Annotated in this window: 24 protein-coding genes; 10 read left to right on the top strand and 14 right to left on the bottom strand. The window is 68.6% G+C overall.

What is annotated here, in order from left to right; all coding sequences use genetic code 11:
• A complete protein-coding gene (locus ACIRG5_RS05700; protein ID WP_402900608.1) occupies positions 1-978 on the bottom strand; it encodes a hypothetical protein in 978 nt (325 codons plus the stop codon).
• A gap of 162 nt (positions 979-1,140) precedes the next feature.
• On the opposite strand from ACIRG5_RS05700, the gene ACIRG5_RS05695 reads away from it, so the two are divergent.
• Positions 1,141-1,356, top strand: coding sequence for a hypothetical protein (locus tag ACIRG5_RS05695; RefSeq protein ID WP_402900605.1), 216 nt, complete (start codon positions 1,141-1,143; stop codon positions 1,354-1,356).
• Between the two features lie 97 nt (positions 1,357-1,453).
• Positions 1,454-3,475: a phenylacetic acid degradation bifunctional protein PaaZ gene (gene paaZ / locus ACIRG5_RS05690; protein ID WP_319981220.1), complete on the top strand. Its 2,022-nt coding sequence runs from the start codon at positions 1,454-1,456 to the stop codon at positions 3,473-3,475.
• Here paaZ and ACIRG5_RS05685 read toward each other — a convergent pair.
• Complete coding sequence (locus ACIRG5_RS05685; protein ID WP_402900602.1) at positions 3,472-4,944, bottom strand: FAD-dependent oxidoreductase; 1,473 nt, start codon at positions 4,942-4,944, stop codon at positions 3,472-3,474. The two genes, paaZ and ACIRG5_RS05685, sit on opposite strands and share 4 nt — an antisense overlap.
• 78 nt (positions 4,945-5,022) lie before the next feature.
• On the opposite strand from ACIRG5_RS05685, the gene ACIRG5_RS05680 reads away from it, so the two are divergent.
• The 3 genes from ACIRG5_RS05680 to ACIRG5_RS05670 all read left to right on the top strand — a co-directional run bounded on the left by ACIRG5_RS05680 (position 5,023) and on the right by ACIRG5_RS05670 (position 7,798).
• Positions 5,023-6,285 (top strand): NAD(P)/FAD-dependent oxidoreductase, encoded by a 1,263-nt coding sequence (locus tag ACIRG5_RS05680; RefSeq protein ID WP_402900599.1) that lies wholly within the window; start codon positions 5,023-5,025, stop codon positions 6,283-6,285.
• A 75-nt stretch (positions 6,286-6,360) separates the two neighbouring features.
• A complete protein-coding gene (locus tag ACIRG5_RS05675) occupies positions 6,361-6,867 on the top strand; it encodes a helix-turn-helix domain-containing protein (RefSeq protein WP_093604052.1) in 507 nt (168 codons plus the stop codon).
• A 28-nt stretch (positions 6,868-6,895) separates the two neighbouring features.
• Positions 6,896-7,798 (top strand): SRPBCC family protein, encoded by a 903-nt coding sequence (locus ACIRG5_RS05670; protein WP_402900597.1) that lies wholly within the window; start codon positions 6,896-6,898, stop codon positions 7,796-7,798.
• Position 7,799: 1 nt separating this feature from the next.
• Here ACIRG5_RS05670 and ACIRG5_RS05665 read toward each other — a convergent pair whose 3' ends face one another.
• Together ACIRG5_RS05665 and ACIRG5_RS05660 are read right to left on the bottom strand one after the other, a co-directional pair.
• Positions 7,800-8,651, bottom strand: coding sequence for a hypothetical protein (locus tag ACIRG5_RS05665; RefSeq protein ID WP_402900595.1), 852 nt, complete (start codon positions 8,649-8,651; stop codon positions 7,800-7,802).
• Between the two features lie 3 nt (positions 8,652-8,654).
• Positions 8,655-9,311, bottom strand: a complete 657-nt coding sequence (locus tag ACIRG5_RS05660) for a hypothetical protein (RefSeq protein WP_402900594.1) — start codon at positions 9,309-9,311, stop codon at positions 8,655-8,657.
• Between the two features lie 184 nt (positions 9,312-9,495).
• On the opposite strand from ACIRG5_RS05660, the gene ACIRG5_RS05655 reads away from it, so the two are divergent.
• A complete protein-coding gene (locus ACIRG5_RS05655) occupies positions 9,496-10,323 on the top strand; it encodes an extensin family protein (RefSeq protein ID WP_402900592.1) in 828 nt (275 codons plus the stop codon).
• 149 nt (positions 10,324-10,472) lie between these two features.
• Positions 10,473-10,910, top strand: a complete 438-nt coding sequence (locus tag ACIRG5_RS05650; protein WP_402900589.1) for a hypothetical protein — start codon at positions 10,473-10,475, stop codon at positions 10,908-10,910.
• 77 nt (positions 10,911-10,987) lie between these two features.
• Here the strand turns inward: ACIRG5_RS05650 and ACIRG5_RS05645 are convergent, their stop codons facing one another.
• The 5 genes from ACIRG5_RS05645 to ACIRG5_RS05625 form a co-directional block, all read right to left on the bottom strand.
• Positions 10,988-11,614: a DUF4360 domain-containing protein gene (locus ACIRG5_RS05645; protein WP_402900587.1), complete on the bottom strand. Its 627-nt coding sequence runs from the start codon at positions 11,612-11,614 to the stop codon at positions 10,988-10,990.
• A 277-nt stretch (positions 11,615-11,891) separates the two neighbouring features.
• Complete coding sequence (locus tag ACIRG5_RS05640; RefSeq protein WP_319981213.1) at positions 11,892-12,404, bottom strand: ATP-binding protein; 513 nt, start codon at positions 12,402-12,404, stop codon at positions 11,892-11,894.
• A 201-nt stretch (positions 12,405-12,605) separates the two neighbouring features.
• Positions 12,606-13,223 carry a DUF4360 domain-containing protein gene (locus ACIRG5_RS05635; RefSeq protein ID WP_402900584.1) on the bottom strand — a complete coding sequence of 206 codons (618 nt, stop codon included), beginning with the start codon at positions 13,221-13,223 and terminating at the stop codon, positions 12,606-12,608.
• Between the two features lie 421 nt (positions 13,224-13,644).
• The gene (locus tag ACIRG5_RS05630; protein WP_402900581.1) at positions 13,645-14,925 is read right to left on the bottom strand and encodes an ATP-binding protein; all 1,281 of its coding nucleotides are present in this window, start codon (positions 14,923-14,925) and stop codon (positions 13,645-13,647) included.
• Entirely contained in the window at positions 14,922-15,587 is a 666-nt protein-coding gene (locus tag ACIRG5_RS05625; protein WP_319981210.1) for a response regulator transcription factor, read from the bottom strand. Before ACIRG5_RS05625 ends, ACIRG5_RS05630 begins: the two co-directional genes overlap by 4 nt.
• A 25-nt stretch (positions 15,588-15,612) precedes the next feature.
• On the opposite strand from ACIRG5_RS05625, the gene ACIRG5_RS05620 reads away from it, so the two are divergent.
• Entirely contained in the window at positions 15,613-16,167 is a 555-nt protein-coding gene (locus tag ACIRG5_RS05620; RefSeq protein ID WP_402900578.1) for a hypothetical protein, read from the top strand.
• 3 nt (positions 16,168-16,170) lie between these two features.
• On the opposite strand, the gene ACIRG5_RS05615 is transcribed toward ACIRG5_RS05620, so the two are convergent.
• From ACIRG5_RS05615 to ACIRG5_RS05605, 3 genes are all read right to left on the bottom strand, one after another.
• Complete coding sequence (locus ACIRG5_RS05615) at positions 16,171-17,376, bottom strand: glycoside hydrolase family 88 protein (protein WP_402900575.1); 1,206 nt, start codon at positions 17,374-17,376, stop codon at positions 16,171-16,173.
• Positions 17,377-17,589: 213 nt separating this feature from the next.
• Positions 17,590-18,576, bottom strand: a complete 987-nt coding sequence (locus ACIRG5_RS05610; RefSeq protein WP_402900572.1) for a GNAT family N-acetyltransferase — start codon at positions 18,574-18,576, stop codon at positions 17,590-17,592.
• Positions 18,577-18,580: 4 nt separating this feature from the next.
• Positions 18,581-19,564, bottom strand: coding sequence for a hypothetical protein (locus ACIRG5_RS05605; protein WP_402900570.1), 984 nt, complete (start codon positions 19,562-19,564; stop codon positions 18,581-18,583).
• Between the two features lie 109 nt (positions 19,565-19,673).
• On the opposite strand from ACIRG5_RS05605, the gene ACIRG5_RS05600 reads away from it, so the two are divergent.
• The gene (locus ACIRG5_RS05600; protein WP_402900568.1) at positions 19,674-20,558 is read left to right on the top strand and encodes a Ppx/GppA phosphatase family protein; all 885 of its coding nucleotides are present in this window, start codon (positions 19,674-19,676) and stop codon (positions 20,556-20,558) included.
• Here the strand turns inward: ACIRG5_RS05600 and ACIRG5_RS05595 are convergent.
• Entirely contained in the window at positions 20,555-20,905 is a 351-nt protein-coding gene (locus ACIRG5_RS05595; RefSeq protein ID WP_319981204.1) for an STAS domain-containing protein, read from the bottom strand. The two genes, ACIRG5_RS05600 and ACIRG5_RS05595, sit on opposite strands and share 4 nt — an antisense overlap.
• A gap of 196 nt (positions 20,906-21,101) precedes the next feature.
• Positions 21,102-21,497 (bottom strand): ATP-binding protein, encoded by a 396-nt coding sequence (locus ACIRG5_RS05590; RefSeq protein WP_402900565.1) that lies wholly within the window; start codon positions 21,495-21,497, stop codon positions 21,102-21,104.
• A gap of 95 nt (positions 21,498-21,592) precedes the next feature.
• Here ACIRG5_RS05590 and ACIRG5_RS05585 point away from each other — a divergent pair, with 95 nt between their 5' ends.
• Positions 21,593-21,961, top strand: coding sequence for an STAS domain-containing protein (locus ACIRG5_RS05585; protein WP_319981202.1), 369 nt, complete (start codon positions 21,593-21,595; stop codon positions 21,959-21,961).
• Positions 21,962-22,018 lie beyond the last annotated feature (57 nt).

Genomic DNA, 22,018 nt, shown 5'->3' with positions numbered 1-22,018 from the left:
TCAGATCGCCCGCGCGATGGCGATGTTGCCCGCCAGCCGGTCCCCGGCCTCGTAGATCATGTACTCCCGGCCCTGGTAGGTGCCGAACGAGGGTGCGGCCGCCCTGCCGTTGTCCGGTGATCCGGACAGCGAGTCGTGGAAGACGCCCAGGTGGTTGCGCTTGCTGAAGTCGGCGCCCACCTCGGTGATGAGGATGTTGCCGCCGCTGCCGATGTCGGTGTTGTAGACGACGTAGACGCTGTTGTTGCGGAACAACAGGTGTGGCCCGCCGACGTTGACCGCGCCCACGTCCTGGTGCCGGACGAGCGGGGTCTGGGCGAACGTCCAGTCGCGGGCGTTGGGAGACCAGCCCCAGCCGATGTCCCGGCGGTTCGTGCTGTTGTTGATCATGAACACCATCACGTACCGGGCGTTGCGCGACGGCAGGTCGTGCCGGAACACCCTCGCGTAGGAGGTCTCGGTGGTGCCCGCGGGCTGCAGGCGCGTGGACAGGACCTCCTTCTCGTAGGAGAAGTGGATGCCGTCGGCGGAGCTGGCGAGCCGGGTCACGGTGTTCTCGCCGTGGAAGTACAGGTACATGCGCTTGACGTCGTCGTTCCACATCGCGTGCGGCGAGGACACGTGGGACACGCTGTACTCGCCGGGCCAGTTCCGCGAAATGATCGGGTTGCCGGCGTACTCGGTGAACTCCTCCTCCAGTGAGTTCGCGTAAGCCAGGCAGATTCCGCCCGGTGCGTCGTGGGGCGCGTAGTAGAGGTAGTAGGCCGCGAGTGCGCCGGAGATCCGATCTTTTGTGCCGCGAATGGTGGGAAAGATCAATTCGTTGGTCGGGTTGTAGCGAAGCTTGCTCTTGACGAGTGCGAGCCTGCGATACCGGTAGTCCGGGAAGCCCGCCGGCGCCGCGACGGCAGGCGCGACTCCCGTCAGCAAGGCCGCTCCCGCCGTGCCCAGTAACAGTTGACGGCGGTTCGGTGGCATGGGGCGCTCCTTCGCGTCGAGGACTCCGGGGTATTTCGGACCGTAGAGCCGAAGATGCGACGAAACAAGGCTGTAATACGAATTATCATGCCAGGTCGCCCGCCTGAACGCTTTTCGCGAGCCGCTGTGCCAGGAGAGGATTGGTCCGCAGTGGACGGTGGAATGAGGCGGACCAGCTCGCGCGCGATGCGGTGCTGGAGTTGGAACCCTGCCGCCCTCGCGTACCTGCCGGGACTCCCGGAAGCGCGGGCGATCCGATCCGGCCCTGTTCCGTGCGGTGCGGCCGACCTCGGCCCCGGCCGCGCTGTGGACGACGCCCAGCACCGGCAGAACACCCGGTACGGCCACTACTGGACGCAGAACTTCGGAACGCGCTGAGCGCCGCTGAGCGCTGCGCCACCCTCCGCCGCCCCTGATACGTTGCCTGGTGGTCGGGTCGCTGAAGATCCAGCGCCCAGCGAGAAGGGTTGGCTCGATGAGCTTGCTGCGCAGCTACGTGTCGGGTGGGTGGCACACGCCTTCGGTGGAGGGCGCGCCGTTGCACGACGCCGTGACGGGCGAGGAGATCGCGCGGATCTCGTCGGCGGGCGTCGACATGGGGGCGGCGCTGCGGTACGGGCGCGAGGTCGGCGGGCCCGCGTTGCGCGAGCTCACCTTCCACCAGCGCGCGCAGCTGCTGAAGGCTCTCGGGCTGTACCTGAAGGAGCACAAGGCCGAGCTGTACGCGCTGTCCGCGCGGTCCGGGGCGACGAGATCCGACTCGTGGATCGACATCGACGGCGGCTTCGGCGTGCTGCTCGGCTACGCGTCCAAGGCCAAGCGCGAGCTGCCGAACGACAAGGTCTACGTCGACGGGCCCGTCGAACCGCTCGGGCGGGGCGGCACGTTCGTCGGCCAGCACATCTGCACGCCGCTGCACGGTGTCGCGGTGCAGATCAACGCCTTCAACTTCCCCATGTGGGGGCCGCTCGAGAAGTTCGCGCCCGCGTTCATCGCCGGGGTGCCGTCGCTGATCAAGCCCGCGTCCCAGACGGCGTACGTGACCGAGAAGATGGTCGAGCTGATGCTCGCCTCCGGGCTGCTGCCCGAGGGGTCGCTGCAACTGGTCTGCGGCTCGGCGGGCGACCTGCTGGACCACCTGACCGAGCAGGACCTGGTCGGGTTCACCGGCTCCGCGTCCACGGCCCAGCACCTGCGCACGCACCAGGCCGTGATCCGGTCGTCGGTGCGGTTCAACGCCGAGGCCGACTCGCTGAACTGCTCGATCCTCGGCCCGGACGCGGTGGCCGGCACGCCCGAGTTCGACCTGTTCGTCGGTCAGCTGGTGGCCGAGATGACGACCAAGGCCGGGCAGAAGTGCACGGCGATCCGGCGCGCGCTGGTGCCCGCGTCGCTGATCGACGAGGTCGGCGAGGCGGTGGCGGCGAAGCTGGCCGAGGTCGTGATCGGAAACCCTGCCGACAGGTCGGTGAAGATGGGCGCGCTGGCCGGGCTGGAGCAGCGCGAGGAGGTGCTGCGGTCGCTGAAGGCGTTGCGGGAGAACGCCTCGGTCGTCTACGGCGACGGTGCTCTGTCCCTTGTGGACGCTGACGCCGAACGTGGCGCGTTCATGTCGCCGATGCTGCTGCGCGCCGCCGCCGATGCCGTGCAGCCGCACGAGGTCGAGGCGTTCGGGCCGGTGTCGACGCTCATGCCGTACGACTCGATCGACGACGCCGTGACGCTGGCCGCGCGCGGTGCCGGTTCGCTGGTGGGCTCGATCGTCTCCGCCGACACGGACTTCGTGCGCGACGTCGTCATCGGCGTGGCGCCGTGGCACGGCCGGTTGCTGGTGCTGGACCGCGAGGACGCCGGCGAGTCGACCGGACACGGCTCGCCACTGCCGATGCTCGTGCACGGCGGCCCTGGCCGGGCCGGCGGCGGTGAGGAGATGGGTGGCATGCGCGGCGTGCTGCACCACATGCAGCGCACGGCCGTGCAGGGCAGCCCGCGCGCGTTGAGCGCCATCACGAACCGCTGGGTGACGGGTGCTCCTCGCCGTGAGGACGCGGTGCACCCGTTCCGCAAGACGCTCGCCGAACTGCGCTTGGGCGACACGGTCGTGGCCGGGCCGCGCGAGGTGACGCTGGAGGACATCGAGCACTTCGCGGAGTTCACCGGCGACACGTTCTACGCGCACATGGACGAGGAAGCCGCCGCGGCCAACCCGTTCTTCGGCGGCCGGGTCGCGCACGGCTACCTCGTGGTGTCGTTCGCGGCGGGACTCTTCGTCTCGCCAGAGCCCGGACCGGTGCTCGCCAACTACGGGCTGGAGAACCTGCGGTTCGTCACGCCCACGTTCCCCGGTGACCAGCTGACGGTGACCTTGACGGTCAAGCAGATCACGCCGCGCGAGGACCAGGAGTACGGCGAGGTCCGCTGGGACGCGGACGTCGCGAACCAGAAGGGCGAGTCGGTCGCGAAGTACGACGTGCTCACGCTGGTCGCCAAGAGCTAACGCGGTTCCTTGCGGGGGAGGGGTCGGGTCGCCGGTCCCTCCAGCACCTCGCCGTCGACGTCGAACCGCGAGCCGTGGCACGGGCAGTCCCAGCTGCGTTCGGCGGCGTTGAACCGCACCAGGCACCCGAGGTGCGTGCAGCGCATCGACACCGCGTGCAGGTCACCGTCGTCGTCGCGGTAGACGCCCATCTTGCCCAGGCCGTCGCGGACGACGTGGGCCTGGCCGCGCGGCAGGTTCTCGCTGGAGGTGGCGTCGGCCGGCAGCACGCGGTCGCCGACCATCTCCAGCGCGACCTCGGCGTTCTTCTTCATCAGCGTGGGCAACGACTTCAGCGACACCCGGTGCGGGCTGAACCGCTCGGCCAGGTCGTTCGGCTTGCCCGTGACCAGGTCCGCGAGCAGTGCCGCGGCGAACGTGCCGCTGGTCAGGCCCCACTTCATGTAGCCGGTGGCGGTGAACAGGGTGGTGTTGCCCGGCGTGTAGCTCCCGATCATCGGCAGGTGGTCGTAGGACGTCGGGTCCTGCGCCGACCAGCGGTGGGTGATCTCCTCGACCTGCCAGTGCTTGCGGGCGAAGTCCTCCAGGCGGCGGAACGGTTCCACCACGGGTTTGCCGGTCGGGTGGCTCTGGCCTGCGAGGATCAGCTTGTCCTCGTGTGCCGAGATGGACCACGACGGGCTGCCGGTGCTGATCGCGAGTGCTTGCGGCGGTGTGCTGACGCGGGCCGCGACGCAGTAGGCGCGGGTGAGTTCCAGGCGGGGGAAGTACAGGCCGCGGTCCAGCGTCGGGTAGTGCGTGGCGATCACGATCTTCTCGGCGGTGACGTGACCGTCCGCCGTGGACACGCGGTGCCCGCTCACGTCGAGCACGCGGCTGTGTTCGCACACCAGGCTGCCGTCGCCGTCGATCGCCTCGGCCAGACCCCGCAGGTACTTCACCGGGTGCAATGCGATCTGGTCGTCCAGCCGAACGGCCGCGTGCACCTCGAACGGCAGGTCGACGTCGCCGATCGCCTTGACCGGGAGCCCGACCTGGCGGGCGGCGATGAGTTCGTGGTCGACGTCGCGCACCTCGGACTCGGTGTAGGCGTACGTGACGGCCGGTGCGCGGCGCAGGTCGCAGGAGATCCCCTTGGCCAGTTCGGCGACCTGGGCCACGGCCGCGAGGGACGCCGTGGCGTAGTCGGTCGCCGCGGCCAGGCCGTGCGCGCTCCGGATCTGCGAGTACACGGTGGACTGCAGCGCGGTGACCTTGGCGGTGTTGTTGCCGGACACACCCGACGCGACCCGGTCGGCCTCCAGCACGACGACGCGCAGGCCGCGGCGCTTGAGCAGCAACGCGGTGGTGAGGCCCGTGATGCCGCCGCCGACCACGGCCACGTCGAACGAGTGCGCGCCGGTCAGCGGGGGACGGGCCGTGGCCGGGAGCGCGGCGAGCCAGAGCGACTGGTCAGCGGTGGTGGTCATGCCGGCCGGATACCCGCCTTCGTGGCGGGTATGCGACGACACCGGATACCTGCCGCCGTCAGTGGGTATGCGACCTCCATGAGCAAGCACCGGGTAGTCGTTGTCGGAGGTGGGTTCGGCGGTCTGGGCGTCGTGCGCGGGCTCAAACGCGCGGACGCCGAGGTCACGCTGATCGATCGCGCGAACCACCACCTGTTCCAGCCGTTGCTCTACCAGGTGGCGACGGCGTTGCTGCCCGCCGGTGACATCGCGCCGGCGTTCCGGGCGATCCTGCGGAGCCAACGCAACGCGCACGTCCTGCTGGGTGAGGTCACCGGGTTCGACACGGCAGCCAAGCGCGTGCACGTCGACCTGACGGACGGGAGGTCGCGCCAGGTCGAGTACGACACCCTGGTCGTGGCGGCCGGCTCGCGCGACAGCTTCTTCGGTCACGACGAGTGGGCCGAGTCCGCGCCGCCGATGAAGACCCTCGAACAGGCGGTGGCCCTGCGGTCGAGGCTGCTCAGGGCGTTCGAGACGGCGGTGGCGGCCGACGATCCGAAGGAGTGGCTGTCGTTCGCGGTCGTGGGCGCGGGACCGACCGGGGTCGAACTGGCCGGGCAGATCGCCGACCTGGCGCGCCGGGCGTTGAAGGGACAGTTCCGCGAGATCGATCCGCGTGACGTCCGGATCACGCTGCTGGACGCCGCACCGCACGTGCTGCCGCCGTTCTCTGCGCAACTGCGTGAGCACGCTCGGGTGAAGCTGGAACGGCTCGGCGTCACGGTGATGACGAGCGCCATGGTCGAGTCGATCGACGCCGCCGGTCTCACCACCAAGGACGGCGATCGGGTCGAGGCGCGGACGATCATCTGGGCGGCCGGTGTGCAGGCCTCGCCGCTCGCGCGCAAGCTCGCCGAGGCGACGAACACCGAGACCGACCGCAAGGGCCGCATCGTCGTGAATCCCGCGGACTGCTCGGTCACCGACGACGTCTTCGCGATCGGCGACATGGTGAACCTGAACGACCTGCCGGGCATCGCCGAGCCCGCGCTCCAGGAGGGCCACCACGTCGCCCGCGTGATCAAAGCACGCCTGAAGGGGCACAGGGCCAAGCCGTTCCGGTACCTCGACCTCGGCACGATGGCCACCATCTCGCCTGGTGACGCGGTCGCGGACATCAAGAAGCTGCGGCTCAAGGGCCTGATCGGCAAGGCGGCATGGGCGGTCGTGCACATCGCGTTCCTGGTGGGTTTCCGCAACCGGATCGCGGTGCTCACCCAGTGGGGCTGGAACCTGGTCACCGGCCGCCGCGCGCAGCCGATCATCCTGGAACCCGTGCAGGCGATAGAGCGGAAATAGCGGCCGCCGCTAGCGTCCACCCGAAGCCGAAGGCTGGTTCGGTGCTCTCCGTGGTGGACAAGCGGAAGTGGACGTATGTCGAACCTGGTGAACCAACTGCCCGTCGAGGTCGTGCGCTGGCCGGTGGACGCGGCGGCACGGGAGGCGTGCCAGCGCAGTGGGACGTTGTGCCTGCTCGTGCTAGAGAAGAACGTGCCCGCGCCCGTGCTCACGGACATGCGGGAGGACTGGGTCCGCGCGCCGGTGCCGCATCAGGACCTGGCCGTGCGCATCGCCATGCTCAGAGCCCGCGCGGCCCGCTACGCCGTGCCGGAGCTGGACATGTCCGGCATCCTGCGGTTCCGCACGCGGTCCGTGGTGCTCTCGCCGACGGAACGGGCGCTGGTCGGCGAGCTCCTGCGCCGCTTCCGTTCGCTGACCACGCGGGAGGACCTGCTGCTCTGCCTGCCCACCAAGGACGGCGACACCAGCAACGCCCTGCACCTGCACATCATGCGGTTGCGGCGGCGGATCTCCCCGCTCGGCCTGGTGATCAAAACCCTGTGGAACCAGGGCTACCAACTGGGCCCCGCCGGCCCGTGAGAGGTTTGGCCAGGGGTAACCGGAGAGCGTGAACACGGAGCTGCTGGGCATCTACCTCAACGACCACCTGGCCGGGGCGATGGCGGGCACCGAGCTCGCCCGTCGCATCAGCCGCACCCATCCCGAGCTGCGCGTCCTCGCCGACGACATCGAGGCGGACCGCAAGGAACTGCTCGACCTCATGCGCGAGACCGGCGTCGAGTCGCGTCCCCACAAGGAGGCGCTCGGCTGGCTGACCGAGAAGGCGGGCAGGCTCAAGTTCAACGGGAGGGTGCTCGGCCGTTCGCCGCTGAGCGACGTCCTCGAACTGGAGACCCTGCGCGTCGGCATCGAGGGCAAGACCTCGCTGTGGCGGACGCTGCGGCAGCTGGGAAGCTTCGACGACACGCGGCTGGAACGGCTGGAAAGCCGCGCCGTGAGCCAGGCAGAACTCGTCGACCAGTACCGGCTCCACCTCGTGCCGAAGGTGTTCAACTCGCCGCACGTGTCCGGTGTGGACGTCGAGCGCACCTTCACCGTCGCGTCCACACCCGAGGGCGTCGTCGAGTACCTGCGCGACTTCTCCCGCGCCGAGCAGTGGGATCCGGGCACCGTGTCGTGCACGCGCCTGGACGACGGCCCGGTCGAGGTCGGTTCGCGCTGGCGCAACGTGTCGCAGTTCCTCGGCCGCAAGACCGAGCTCGTCTACGAGCTGACCAGGGACGACGCGCACGGCCTGCAGTTCGTGGGGCGCAACGACACCGCCACCTCCACCGACGACATCACGATCAGCGCCGGGGACGCACCCGGCACGGCCAGGATCGCCTACCACGCCCACGTCGAGTTCAACGGGCTCGCGCGGTTCGGGGCGCCGGTCGCGAAGCTCGCGCTGGAGAAGCTGGGCAACGACACCGAGAAGAACCTGGTCCGCGTGCTGGGGCCGGTGCGCTGACTCAGTCCTCGCGGACCGCGTCGAGCCAGGCCGGATCCGGTGTCGAGATCATGCCGAGGTGCTCGTCGTAGGACGTGCAGCCGTCCTCCCACAGGCTGACCGGGTCCCAGTGGCCGAACCGGGAGAGCGGGCGCGCCCGCACCTCGCCGTCCGCTGACGTCACCGACCAGCCGGTGGAGCCGGTGGCGAGGAGGTCCCAGGCCGAGTGGAGGTCGTCGCCGTCCTCGTGCCAGCGGATCACCAGCCGCCAGCCGACGCAGTTCCTCCGGCGGAGCACCGGAGACAGCACGACTCGCTCCGCCCGGTGCGCCCCGACCGTCAGCGGGGCGGGATCGCGGGCTCGTTCGCCGTCGGGGAGCAGGGCCTCGACGATCAACGGGCGGTGGCCGTCGAGGTGGATCTCCAGGTGCGGCTTCTCCAGGCTTCGGTAGCCCTCGGCGGCGTGGGCGGCGGACTGTTCCAGTTCCTCGCCGTAGACGAGCGTCGGGTTCGGCGGGGTCGCGCAGAGCTGGGCGGGGAAGTCGTACTCGATCACCGACCGGTACACGGCGCGCACCGCGGACACGGTGATCGCCCGGTCGGTGCGGTTGATCAGCGTCAACATCAGGTTGTGGCCGCTGATCGGCACCTCGACCGGGTCCGGATTGCCCAGCGCTCCCGGCGGAACGAGCTGCGAGCACTGGCTGACCGACTCGAGGATCGCGACCAGTCCGCTCGGCCTGGTGATCAGCGACTCGACCAGGTGGCGCTGGGTCGGCGCGGCGTGGATCTTGTTGACCGGCGCGTGGACCGCCGCGCCCAACTCCCGCGCGATCTGCTCGGCCGCTGACGGCTTCTCCTTGCGACGGAACACGGCCTACCCCCGCCGCACGGTGGTGAACGGCTGCCCGCCGATGTCGATCGTCGCGCTGCCGCTGCGGCCGTTCACCGTCCAGTCGAGGAACAACCGCCAGCTGACCTGGCCGTCCGTGTTGAACACCCTCAGATCGATCACCTCCGGTTCGTCCGCGTTGACCCACAACGGGAAGTCGTCGCGTTTCCGGGCGGCCTTGAGCACCGGCGTGGCACCGCCGAGGTCCAGTCGGAACGCCCTGGTCTCGATCCTGCCGTGGTTCGGCATCACCTGACCGCCGCCGGGCACGCGGGCCACGATCTCCGCCCGCAACGCCCGCAGGACCACCCGGCGCCGGCTGCGGCTCTCCACGACCAGGCGCAGTAGATGTCCGCTGGCGGGCAACAGTTTCCCGGTCTGGTCCTCGCGCACGTAGTCGACGTCCACGAACTGCGGCGTCACCACCACGGGTTCGCCGTCGTCGGGATCGGGTGCGTTCGAACGCCGGACCTCCACCCAGACCGTGCCGAAGACCAGCAGCGCCACGACGATCCACACCGTCAGCGGCCACCAGCGCCACGACACCTCGACGGTGTTCGTCGCGATGTTCCCGAGCAACGCCAGAGCCGGTGCCAGCAGCACCACCGAGATCGTGGACAGCCCTCCACGCCGCGCGGACACCTTGATCGACCTCCCCTGGTCGGCAGTCTGGCACGGCGGGGGAGCAGCCGGTAAAGGTAAGGGAAAAACGCAGGTCAGGCGTGATTCCGCCATTCGGACGTGATCCCTAGACTCCGTCGAGCCGGTAAGTGAGACAGGCCCTTCGTCCTGCCGCCACCGGCTTGGACACAGAGGGAGTACTGGGGTGTTCGAGAACAACGTCACCAGGCGCGGCTTCGTCACGGGCGCGGCGGCGGTCGCCGGGCTCGCCGGCCTGTCCACCATCGCTCCGGGCCTGGCCAGCGCCGCCCCCGAGACCAAGGACCAGCACACCGACGCCGAGATCCAGGCCGCCGAGGTAGGCGCCCTGGCGATGATGACGTTCCAGAAGATCGACGGCACTCCCGTCTACTACTGGCGTTCCAACCGCGGCAACACGACCGCGCGCAACTGGCAGGCCACCGACGCGTTCTACACCGCGCTCGTCGCCTGGATCCGGGACCTGCGCTCGCTCTCGTCGAGCTACGGCTCGATCAGCTACATCGTCTCGGCGGGCTTCTACGTCGACAAGCCCGGCCAGCACGGCGCCGGCACCGCGATGGACCTCGACCACGTGCGCTGGTCCAACGGCAACGTCACCTCGCCGCTCGACCAGCACCACGCGTCGGGCACCGCGGCGCTGCGCAAGCGCTACCTCGCGACGGAAGCCGTGTGCCGCCGCCGGTTCCGTTACGTGCTCGACGGCTGGTACAACGCCGACCACCGCGACCACATCCACTCCGACTTCGGTGGCATGCCGGTCCGCGTGCTCAAGGACTCCGAGGCCGACACCAAGTTCGTCCAGGGCACCTGCAACAACTTCCGCGCGTCGGGCCTCGACATCGACGGCATCTGGGGCACCAAGACCCAGACCGCGTTCAACGGCCTCAAGTCCGCGCTCGGCGTGACCGGCGACCCGCACACCAGCACCTCGGTGTGGCAGGGCATGTTGTCGAAGATCGCGACCAAGGGTTTCGCGAACCAGAACATCTGATCAGGGGAAGCAGCAAGGCCGGAGCCCATGCCTCCTGGGCTCCGGCCTTGCCGCGTGTCGGCCTGCAGGCAACCCTCACCGGTCAGAGCGATGCGCCGCGATCCGCAGTTGTGCCACCATCACGCCTCATCTATCCCTAGGGGAGTGACGTGGACGCTGCCACGGCCGCACTCGTCGGTGCACTCGTCGGCTTCTCCGGCGCCATCGCGGCGTCATGGATCAACCCGTCCATCACGGCAAAACACGCGCGTGCGGCGAAGAATCTTGAGCAGCGTCGCGAGGCCTACCTCAAAGGGCTGAGCGCGGCGCAGGCGCTCCGGGCCTGTGAGGACCAGCGTGACTTCGAGCGTGCACTCCAGGCAAGCTGGGATGCCTGGATCGAGATGAGTCTCGTGGCGAGTCCCAAAGTCGCCGCACTGTTCGGCAAGGCGCATGCGGCTGCCGACAAGGCCAACGACGCGTGGTCCGAATCGTCACCGAGTCAGGACTTCATGGAGTTTCAGAAGTCCTTCATCTCCGCGGTTGCCGACTTCACGTCTGCCGCGCGCGCGGACATCGGTGCTGGCAAGCCGTACAAAGAGAGGTAGAAGCAGCAAGGCCGGAGCCCATGTCTCCTGGGCTCCGGCCTTGCTGTGCGAGGGCGCCGTGTAGCTGCTCTACCGGACTATCTGGGGCAGGTCTTCCAGGCGAAGTGGTAGATGGTCTCGATCGAGCCGTCCGTCGAGTCCATCGCCATGAAGCTGGTCTTCTTCGGATCGGACGTGCCCTTGTCCACCCGCAGTTCGGTGTTGATGTTGAAGTTCCGCTTGGCGCCGCACGGGTGGTAGATGATCGAGGCGACGTCGGTCTTGTGCGTGACCTGCCAGTCGTCGCTCAGCGCGCCGTTCCAGGTCTTCGAACGCTGGTCGGTGTCCGACATCCCCTGGAAGTAGTAGCTCGCTTTCTGGGTGCCCTTCGCGCCCTTTTCCAGGTGTGCGAAACCTCTGTAGTCGGCCTGTGCGATGCCGAAGGTAAAACCGCCCGGAACGTTGACCTTGAGGTTCAGCTGACAGTTCTTCCGGAAATCGGTCGGCCGTGAGTCCGGGCCCACCTGCGCCAGGTAGTCGCTGTAGGTGACCGTGAACGCCTTGTTGTCCGGGGAGACAGCCACGGCGGCCGTGCCGGCACGACAGCCGGAGCCGTTGACCGTGACGACGTCGATGGTGATCTGACCCGTCGGGGGCGGGTCCGCGACCGGGGGAATGACGATGGTGGACAGAGCCAGGCCGGCTGCGGCCAGCGTGCTAATCATGGGACACCTTTCCGAATGTGCAGGACAGTTCGGGCGGCGTGGTACGAGACCGTATCGGAAAGGTTGTTGACGAACCGTCCGCCAACCAGAGCAACATTGCCGTGAGAACGTGCTCACAAATACTTCTTCGTGCTCGTCGGTTAATTGCCACCCAGGTCGCGGGAACGCTGTTCAGGAACCCGGAAATCAATTCGTGAAGCGTCCACGCGGTGAACCTGACGAAAACGCAACGAGGGCGCGTCCACTGACGGACGCGCCCTCGCGGGTGAAATCTGGGTCAGCGCTGCTGGCCGTTGCCCATCGAGCCGCCGAGGCCGAACAGGATGCGCTGGATGAGCTCGGGATCGACGTCCGGCTCGTCGCCCAGCGCCTCGGCCGCGGGGGAGCGGCGCTTCTCGCGCCGGGGCAGCGGCACCGCGTTGGCGTTCACGCCGGTCGGCAGCTGCATCTCGCACCAGATCAGCTTGATGCCGCCACCGAGTTGCAGTTCGCCGGTGCGCAGGTCAGGCGAGGTGGGCGGCATGATGAACCTGGCTGCCTCCAGCTCGACGACGAGGTAGTCGCCGCTCAGTCGCAGTCGCAGCGTGATGAGCCGCGAGGTCTTGGGATCTGCCGATTCGATCGCTGCCTCGACCAGTGCGCAGGCGACGGCCGAGCACTCCGCGGTCATGTTCCGAAGACGCCATTCCCCCAGGGTGAAGCGCACGAACAGATCCGCGCAGTTCACCGCGGTGGGCAGCGCGATGAGTGTCAGGTCGTCGACCTGGGCGGTCTGGGCGTTCGCCTGCATGCTGCCTCCGTTTCGCGTGCGGCGCGCGAGTCCGCGACAGTCACCCGAATGGCCGTCACGGTGAGCGGGAATCTACATGGGTATACGCGGGAAGCAATGGCCCGGTTGACTCACCCGGCAAAAGTCACGTGCGGGTCACGAAGAGAGGGCCCGATGCTCACTGTGAGTATAGCCCCGGGCCCTCTCCGTGATCATTTCGGGTCAGCATCGCTTCCAGGCGAACTGGTACCGGGTCTTGACGCTGCCGTCCGTGGAGTCCATCGACACGAATGACGGTTGGTTCGACGCGTTCGTGAACGCCCGCACCTCGGTGTTCACGTTCAGGTGCCGCACCGCCCCGCACGGCGCGAAGACGATCTCCGCGACGTCGGTGGAGTCGGTGAACTGCCAGTTGTCGCTCGTCGGGACCGCGATGTTGTGCGTGCTCGTCACCGTGGCCGACTGGCCGGCGAAGTAGTAGCTGGCGCGTTGCATGCCGCGCGCCCCTCTGGGTAAGTGCGCGAACCCGCGGTAGTCGGCCTTCGCGATCCCGAAGGTGAAGCCCTGCGGGTAGTGCACGCGCAGGTTCAGCTGGCAGTTCTTGCGGAACTCCGTCGGTGTCGATCCGGAACCGGCGAGGGCGGTGTAGTCGCTGTACGTCACCGTGAATGACGTGTTGTCGTCCGAAACCGCTACCGCGGCCGTTCCGGCGGGGCAGCCGGAACCGTTCACCGTGACGACGTCGACCGTGATTTTGCCGGGCGGAACCTCGTCGGCCCGCGCCTCGGGGGCGACGAGGAGGGAGAGTGCCAAACCCGTAGCAGCCATCGCACTGAGCATGAGTGGCCTTTCAATTTCGAACGGGATGGCGGCGTGCGGGTGACGTTATCTTAAATTGACTTAAGTCGTGGACGACCGACCGGGCGAACTTAAATATATTTAAAACGGATTAATCGTCTGAACGGTGGATTGGCGACGATCAGCGGTCGGCTAACTTCATGTCAGATCGCAAAAAGATCACCCAGCCCCACTGAATGCACCGGAACCCCACACCTGGCGCCGAGAGCCCCGGCTGATCCACCTCGTTTCACCGGTGTGGGAAGGCAAGCGCGCACTGCTCATCGGGTTCCTCCCTCCTGCTCGGGACTCGGTGGTGCGGCAGCGGTGTAGCGCGGCCGGCCGGTGCCCGCCGGCGGCGTCGGATCCGTCCCACGGTCCGCGCCGCCGGCGGTGTTCGTCTTCGGTCTCCCACAACGGGGACCTAGAGCCTCCGGAGCCTCAATTGCACGCGAGCCCCACCCAGCGGCCCGCGGTCGACGTGGAGAGAGCCACCCGTGCTTTCCGCGGCGCGGCGGGCGATGTCGAGCCCCAGCCCCGTGGAACCGCCACCGCTGGCGCCGCGCCGCACCGCCCGTTCGGTGTCCGCGATGCCGGGGCCGGCGTCCTCGACCACCAGCGCCACCAGGTCGGCCTGGTGCACCAGCGTCACGGCGAACCGCGTGCCCTCCGGCGTGTAGCGGAAGACGTTGCCCAGCAACGCGTCCAGCGCGGCCGCGAGGTCGGCGCGGGTGAGCGGCACCGGCGCGGGCTTGTCGGCGCCGCGGACCGTCCACGGCCGTTCCTGGTCGTCGGCCAGCGCGGACCAGAACACCAGCCGGTCGCGCACCACGCCGGCCGCGTCGGTGCCGGAGTTGTCGGGCTGCAGGCCGGAGCGGGCCGCCTTGATGATCTCGTCGACCTCCCTCTCCAGGCCCTGGACGGCCTCGCGGACCCGGTCCGCCCCCAGACCACTGCCGAGGGTGTCCGCGTCCAGGAGAAGGGCCGTGAGAGGCGTTCTGAGGCGGTGCGAGAGATCGGCGACCACCTCGCGTTCGGCGGCGAGCAGGTGCCGGACGCGTTCGGCCATGGCGTTGAAGGCCTTGCCGACCTCCTTGATCTCGGGCGGTCCCTTCACCGGAACGCGCACCGTGAGGTCTCCCTGGCCCATCCCGCGCGCGCCCTCGGCCAACGCCCGTGTCGCTTTGACGGCCCGTGCGCCGAGTCGGTCGGCGACGAGCACCGACCCGGCGACCAGGCCGACCGCGACTCCAGCCAGCACCCACCACGTGCCGATGACGCCGTGGGTGAGCTGTTCGTGCGGCACGAACGCCTCGACGATCGCGATGCCGCTCTCGCTGGTGGCCAGCGGTTGCAGATATGCCACGCCATCAGGCCGTTCGACCGTGGACGCCGTCGCGAGCTTCTGGGCCTCCTGCAGGTCCGCCGCCGTGATGTGCGAGGACCCGTAGGTGACGGACGGGACGCTCAGGTGCACGGCCAGGCGCTGCTGACCGCCGTACCGGGTGCTCCTGATCGCCTGGCGGATCTCCTGCGGTTTGCGGGTGATCAGCAACGCCGGCGTCAGCGCGTTGGCCTGCCTCTCGGCCTCGCTGAGGGCGCGGGTGTACGCGGCGTTCTTCACGACGATCGCGAGCGGGACGAGGAACGCCAGCGCCACCATGCTGGTCGCCGCGAGAGCGACCAGCACCAGTGACCGCCTCATTGCGGAGCGACCATGCGCACGCCGACTCCTCGCACCGTGTGCAGATAACGAGGCTGTGCGGCCCGCTCACCGAGCTTGCGGCGCAACCAGGACAGATGCACGTCGAGCGTCTGGTCGTCGCGGTTGGACGGCCACAGGCTCGCCAGGATCTCCGCCCGCGGCACCACCTCCCCCTGCCGTGCCGCGAGGTAGGAGAGCAACTCGAACTCCTTGTGCGTCAGCGAGAGCTCCTGGCCGTCCACAGTGGCCCTGCGGAGGTTCACGTCGATCTCCAGGCCGCCGATGACGAGCTGCTTGCTGTCGCGGGCACGCCGCAGCACCGCCTGCAGGCGGGCTTCGAGGTGTTCGCTGGAGAAGGGTTTGACGAGGTAGTCGTCCGCGCCCGCGTTGAGCAGCCGGATGATCTCGGCCTCGTCGTCGCGGGCGGTCGCGATGACCACCGGGGTGTTCGTGACGCCTCGGATCATCCGCAGCGCGTCACCGCCGTCGAGGTCGGGGAGCCCGAGATCGAGCACCACGACGTCGTAGGAGTTGGCGGTGACTTCGCGCAGGGCCTCGATCGCGAGCGCGACACCGTGCACGATGTGGCCCTGGCCGGTGAGGGCGCGCGTGATCGCCGCCCGCACCACCGGGTCGTCCTCGACGAGCAGTACTGATGCCATGAGCCGCTACAGGAGGATTGTCGCAGTGAGACGGTCGGTCGGATACCTGGTCGCCTGGGCTTTGGTGACCACGGTCGCCATCGGCCTGTCCTGGTTCGGCATCCGCTGGGCGATGGAACCCGCCCCGGTCGCCGCCGTGGAGGTCACGACGGGATCGGCCGTGCTGCCGATGCCGACCGTCACCTCGATCACCGTCCCGGTGCCCGAATCGGGTCCCTCCGTCGGTACGTCGCCTGCCACGCCGTCGTCCACCAGACCTCCTGAGATCACCACGTCCGCTGTTCCGGCTCCTCCCAGTAGTACGGATGCGCGTCCCTCCCCGGCTCAACTTCCGCAGGGGGAATGGCAGTCGGACGGTTCCTACGTCCACGCGTTCCACCTGCAGGGCGGTGACGTGGTCGTGCGCTACCGGCCGCAGGGGGTGCAGGCGCTGTCGGCCACCCCCGCGGACGGGTACTCGGTGTCGGTGGAACAGCCCGGCGGGCCGCTGGTGGTGAACTTCCGCAACGCCGCCGGCCGGTTGTCCAGGCTGGAAGCCACCTGGAACAACGGGCCGACGGCGAAGGTGATCGAGCAGTAGGAGCTACAGCCCGATGGCCTTGGCGATCTGCGCAGGCTTGAGCACGCGCAGGATCGCCTCGTACAGGTAGTAGTCGCCGTACGGCAGCGAGATCTCCACGCCGTCCTCGGACGGGCGGTTGCGGGTGCCGCGCGCCAGGATCGCCTCAGCGCGCGTCGACCTGGTCGTGAGACACGTGCCGACCAGGCCGTCGAGGATCTTCAGCGCCCGGTCGCGGTAGCGGTCGGTGCCGGTGACCTTGGCCAGGTCGAGCAGGCCGCACGCCATGATCGCGCCCGCCGACGAGTCCTTGATGTCGTTGACGCCCAACGGCGTGCGGTAGTCCCACACCGGCACGCTGTCCGGCGTCAGCACTGACAGTGCGTAGTCGGACAGCTTGCGGGCGGTGTCGCGGAACTCGCGCAGGCCCGTGCGCCGGTACATCGTCGTGAAGCCGTAGATGCCCCACGCCTGACCGCGCGCCCAGCACGACGTCGGGCTGTAGCCCTGCACCGTGTTGGGGCCGATCGCCGCGCCGGTGTCCGGGTTGAAGTCGAACACGTGCGGGGTCGAGCCGTCCGGGCGGACGAAGTGCGTCTGGGTCGTCCTGGCGTGGGCGATCGCGATGTCGAGGAACTTGCGGTCGCCGGTCTGCTCGGTGGCGAACGCCAGCAGGTCCAGGTTCATCATCGTGTCGATGATGACGCGGCCCGCGTTGCCCGGCGTGCCCAGCGCGCCCCACGCGCGGATGTATCTGCCGACCGGATTCCAGCGCTGGATCAGCGTGTTCGCCGCGTCGATGGCGCCGTCCCGCCACCTGGTGTCGCCGGTGAGCCGGTACGCGGTGACCCAGGAGGGGGAGAAGAGGAACCCCAGGTCGTGGTCGCGAGGCTGAAGCCTTCTGGGCGCCAGCCTGTCGTTGGCGGCTTCGGCGAGAGCGCGGAACTGCGCGTCGCCGCTGTCGAGGTGCGCGAGCCACAGCGTGCCCGGCCAGAAGCCGCCGATCCAGCCGCCGTCGGCGACGTAGGTCCACTTCTCGGCCCTGGTGATCTCCGGGAACGAGGTGATGCCCGGTGCGACCGCCTTCAGCTTGCTGTTGCCGTAGTCGAGGGCCGCACGGAGTTTCGCGGGCGAAGCCGCGGCTTCGCCCGCACCGATGGCGACTCCTGCTCCAGTGAGCAGGGGAGTGGCCGCTGCGGACGCCAGAAGGGTGCGTCGAGACAGATTCACGAGACCGTCCAGTCCCTTTCATTGTCTTGCGCCCGGCGCCACACTGCCAGATCGGATCAACGCGTGTAAAGGTGCGTTAAAAATTGATTCCTTCGTCTTGTCCCGGGTCGCTGAACAGCGTAAAGGGTGCCCGGCCGAGTTGATCAGATATATGAACTTCCTGGAATCCGACGTTGTAAAACCCATTGTTCACCCTTGTGAACGATTCGCCGTTCAGAGACGGTGGAGAACGGCGTCCAGATGGCGTGGCCTCAGGCCGTGCCGCCGCTTGAAGGCGGCGTTGTCGCGCCCGCCCTCCAGCGTGGACTTGCCGAGGCGGATCGCGAGCCGGACCGACTCCGCGAACAGCACGCCGTACGGGCTGTGGTTGCCGTCCACGGCGTAGTCGACGCCGCAGGTCCAGGTGTGGAAGCGGGTGGAGTCGGTGAGGCAGACGCCAGCCGCGACGAGCTTGCCGTGCTGCCGCACCTCGATCACGTGCGCGAGGTCGCCCAGCGCCGTCACGAACCTGGCGAAGGCCTCTCCTGGGTAGTGGCCGTTGTTCTCGAAGCGGCTCGCGGTCTTGACGCACAGCAGGGTGATCTCGTCGAGCGAGGCGTGGTGGACGGGCAGGGCCTCGATCGTCACGCCGGCCTCGGCCGATCTTCGGTCGTTGCGCCGCACGTTCGCTCTGGCGCGCGGGCTCAGGCCCGCGAGGTAGTGCTCGTAGGTGGTGAGGCCGGTGGCCCACCGGTCGGTCAGGTGACGCGCGGGCAACCCGGCCGCTCTCAGCGCGTGCGACAAAGCGTTGCCGCGCTGGACGTTCATGAACCCGCACCAGCGCGCACCGAGGATCGACGCCGTGCGGACCATGGCGTCCAGCAGTCTCGGCAGCACCTCCGCGGTGGCGGGCACGTGCGCGTCGTAACAGTGCCAGGTGTGACTGAGCAGCGCCGGCTGGCCGACCGCGTCCGGATAGGCCTCGTGCAGGCGGTGCAACGGATCCGCGGCCGTCTGGAGGTAGGCGGGCATCACCGCGAGCGGCTTGTCGCCCTCGCGCACCACGAAGTACGCGAAGGCGTCGACCGTCGTCAGCGGCGACTGCTCGTATGCGCTGACGTAGGCGTGTCGGTAGAACACCGGCGCGCCCGCGTCGCGGACGACGGAGTCCCAATCGGCAGAATCGATTTCCCTTATGGTGTTGGAGAATTCGACGTGCACACGGTCACTGTACGGCTTGCCAGACCGCGAAGGGGACGTCGATCTCGTCGCGGCTCAGGCCGCCGTTCTCGTAGCGGGCGGACGGATCCGGGAGCGGGAACCTCGGCGACGCGGCCACCGCGACGACCGGGCCGGCCTCCGGCTGGGGCAGCCCGAGATCGGTGGCGTGGTGCACGGTCGCCGCGTCGCCCAGAGTCGTTGCCACGCGGTCGAAAACGACCTCAAGGCGGTCCGCCTTCGGGTAGAGCCACCGCGTGCGTCCCGCGCCGCCGGAGGGGATCACGCACTCCTCGCGCACGATCGCGTCCCAGGCCTCGACGAGTTCCGGGTCCGGGTCGACGGGGACCATGCCGTGGTCCGAATGCGCGACGACGGTCCAACCCTGTGCGGCCCAACGGGAAGCGTGGGCGTCCAGGCGCAGCATGGCCTCGTGCACCGACTCGTCGTAACCGTGGCGGCGCACGTGGTCGCCCACGTTGACGTAGGTCCAGAGGAACCTGGAGTCCTTGAGCGCCTTGTCGAGATCGGCGACGACGTTCGCGACCAGCAGCGGCGGGTCCTCGGCCTGGGCGGTGAGTTTGTGCGGGGCGTGCGCGGGTATCCGGGTGCACCCTCGCAGCAGGGCCTGCGCCCAGGTTCCTTCGAGCAGGTCGAGTTCGCGGGCCAGCACGGTCGCGCCATGACGTTCCAGCACGGTCGTCAGGTTCGGGATCGCTGGCATGCCGTTGATGGCGTGCACCAGGCCGGATCCGTTGCGGTACACCGTTCCCGGTACGCGGTGGACGTCCGCGGGGACGCCGGTCAGCGCGGTCAGCAGCGCCGTCGCGGACGCCGACGGCACCGTCGAGGACAGCGTGGAGACGGAGGCGGACAACCACGACTGTTTGGCCACGTCCGAGGAGAGACCGTGCACCGCCAGCACGATTACGCCGGATCGAGCCTTGCCGAGGGCGTGTTCGAGCCGGGAAGGTATCTCCGCCAGTGACATTCGGTGACTGTAACGCATCTCATCAGGGCAAGATTGCGCGTTCGGGTGCTCAGTTCCGCACAATGGGCGCCGATGAGGTAAAGAACACTTGGTGGAAGGAAGGTGGCGGATGACGGTCGGAGTTCTGGACGTCGGGTGCTTCAGCGCACACCTGGTGGTCGTGGAACGAGACCTGATGCGTCCGCTGGTGTCCCACAAGGTCCGGCTGCGGCTGGACCGGGAACTGGACTCCGCCGGGGCCATCAGCCGCGACGGCGTCGAGTCGCTCTGCGCCGCCGTGCTGGCCGCCCGCAAGCAGGCGGGCGACGTCCCGTTCCTGCCCTTCGCCACCTCGTCCGTGCGCGACAGCTCGAACTCCGCCGAGGTCATCCGCAAAGTCGCCAGACGCACCGGCGTCGACCTGAAGGTGTTGTCCGGCAAGGAAGAAGCACGTCTCTCGTACGCCGCGGCCCGGCACTGGTTCGGCTGGAGCGCGGGCCCCATGGTCGTGCTGGACGTCGGCGGCGGCACCGTCGAACTGGCCGCCGGCTCCGGAGCGGAACCCGAGCGCGCGGTGTCGTTGCCTTTGGGGGCAAGGACTTTGACCCGCACCGGTCTGACCGTCACGGACATGCGCGCCGAGGTGGCGCAGCGGCTCGCGTCGGCGTTCCCCTGGGGTGAGAGCGCTCGCGCGGTCGGGTGCTCGAAGGTGTTCGAGCAGTTGGCCCGCCTCGCCGGTGCGCGCAACGGCACCTACGCGCCGCGCCAGTTGCGGCTCAAGGACCTGGAGAAGTGGATTCCGCGCCTGGCGAAGCTCTCGGTGCGCGAACGTGCGGCTCTGCCGGGGATCTCGCGCCACCGGGCCCAGCAGTCGCTGGCGGGCGCGGTGGTCGCGGAGGGGTTGATGAAGGTCTCCGGCCACGACGTCGTGGACATCTCGCCGTGGTCCACCAAGGAAGGCTTGTTGCTCTCGCTGGTGGAGCGCTCTCGCGCGAGGAACTCGTCCGCCGCCTAGAAGCTCTTCAGCGCGGTGACGGCGTCGTCGACGTCGTTGAACAGCAACAGCAACTGGTCGACGGCCGTCATCTCCAACGGACGCAACACGATTCTGGTGTCGCTGACGACGCCGAACCTGATGCCGAGCTCGTCGGCCTGGGCCTGGGTCTCCACGAGCGCGCGGATCCCCTCGGAGCCGAAGAAGCGCACCTCCCGCAGGTCCACGACCAGTGCGGGCGGCTTGCGGTCGAGCAACTCGGCGAGCCTGCTGGTCACCGGGGCCGACGACAACATGTCGATCTCACCCGTGAGCGAGACGATCGGGATGGACTGGACGTAGGTAGTTCTCTGTCGAAGCTGGTTCATAAGGACTCCCGTCCGCACCGACCGTACGCGTGACCGCCGGATCGTCACAAGCCGAACGGGGTCACAGCAGGTCAGCACGTCTTGACCGAGCAGGAAGGCTTTCGTGAGGGGCATCGCCGCGACGAGCACGGCCATCAGCGGGATGAGGGGGATCACTCCGGCGGCGTGGCCGTCACGCGGGCTCAGGTACGCGTTGTCAGGCTTCTAGTTGCGCCCAGACCACTTTGCCGCCGCGCTGCGGTGTCGTGCCCCACCGGACACTCAGCGCCTGCACGAGCTGCATGCCCCGGCCACGCGCGCTGGTGGGGTCCACGGGTCTGAGCTGAGGCAGCTTCGGCGACTCGTCGTGCACCTCGACGAGCATGCCGCCCGCCTTCCGGCTCACCGTGAGTGTGATCGGTCCCTCACCGTGATCGATGCCGTTGGACACGAGCTCCGTCACGACGAGCTGCGCGTCGTCGGTCAGGTCCTCGGACAACTCCCACGAGGTAGCGGCCTCGCGCACCACCTGACGTGCGCGAGCGCACGAGCCACCCTCGGCGGTCAGGATCACCCGCACCTCGGCCAGTGGGTCGTTCAACACAAGGCGCATCGTCGCACATCCGGCGCGCCGTTCGGATCTTTCAGCCCCCCGGTGGTCGCATGGTCGGGCCTCGTGCTGCACGATTTGGGTCGCACGAGTCGGGCGTGGCGGAAGGAACGGCGACGATGGAGCTCAACGTCGGCAGCGAGGTCCAGCGGGGATGGCGTGTGCTCGCCGTCGCCGGTGAGCTGGACATCGACACCGTCCCCTTGCTGTCCGCGCGGCTTGATTCCGATGTCACCGGGGTCCATGCCGTGCTGGATCTGTCCGAACTGGCCTTCATGGACTCGACCGGGTTGGCGCTGGTGCTGGACTGGCATCGGCGGTTGGCCGAGGGCGGTGGGCAGTTGCGGGTGGCTGCCGCCCAGGGGCCGGTCCGGCGGTTGTTCGAGTTGGCCGATGTGGCTGAGGTGCTGAGCTTGCACGAGTCGGTGGACCTGGCTGTTCAGGAAGCCGTCGACTCGACTCGGTGACCGCTGGGGCAGTGCCGGTCCGGGTCAATTCATCGCCGATTCGCGACGATTGCGATC

The organism is Lentzea sp. NPDC102401 (assembly GCF_044765805.1).
In the GTDB taxonomy this organism is placed as follows: Bacteria; Actinomycetota; Actinomycetes; order Mycobacteriales; family Pseudonocardiaceae; genus Lentzea; species Lentzea sokolovensis.
The sequence above is the reverse complement of the archived record's forward strand: the minus strand, read 5'-3'. Positions and strand labels throughout refer to the sequence as shown.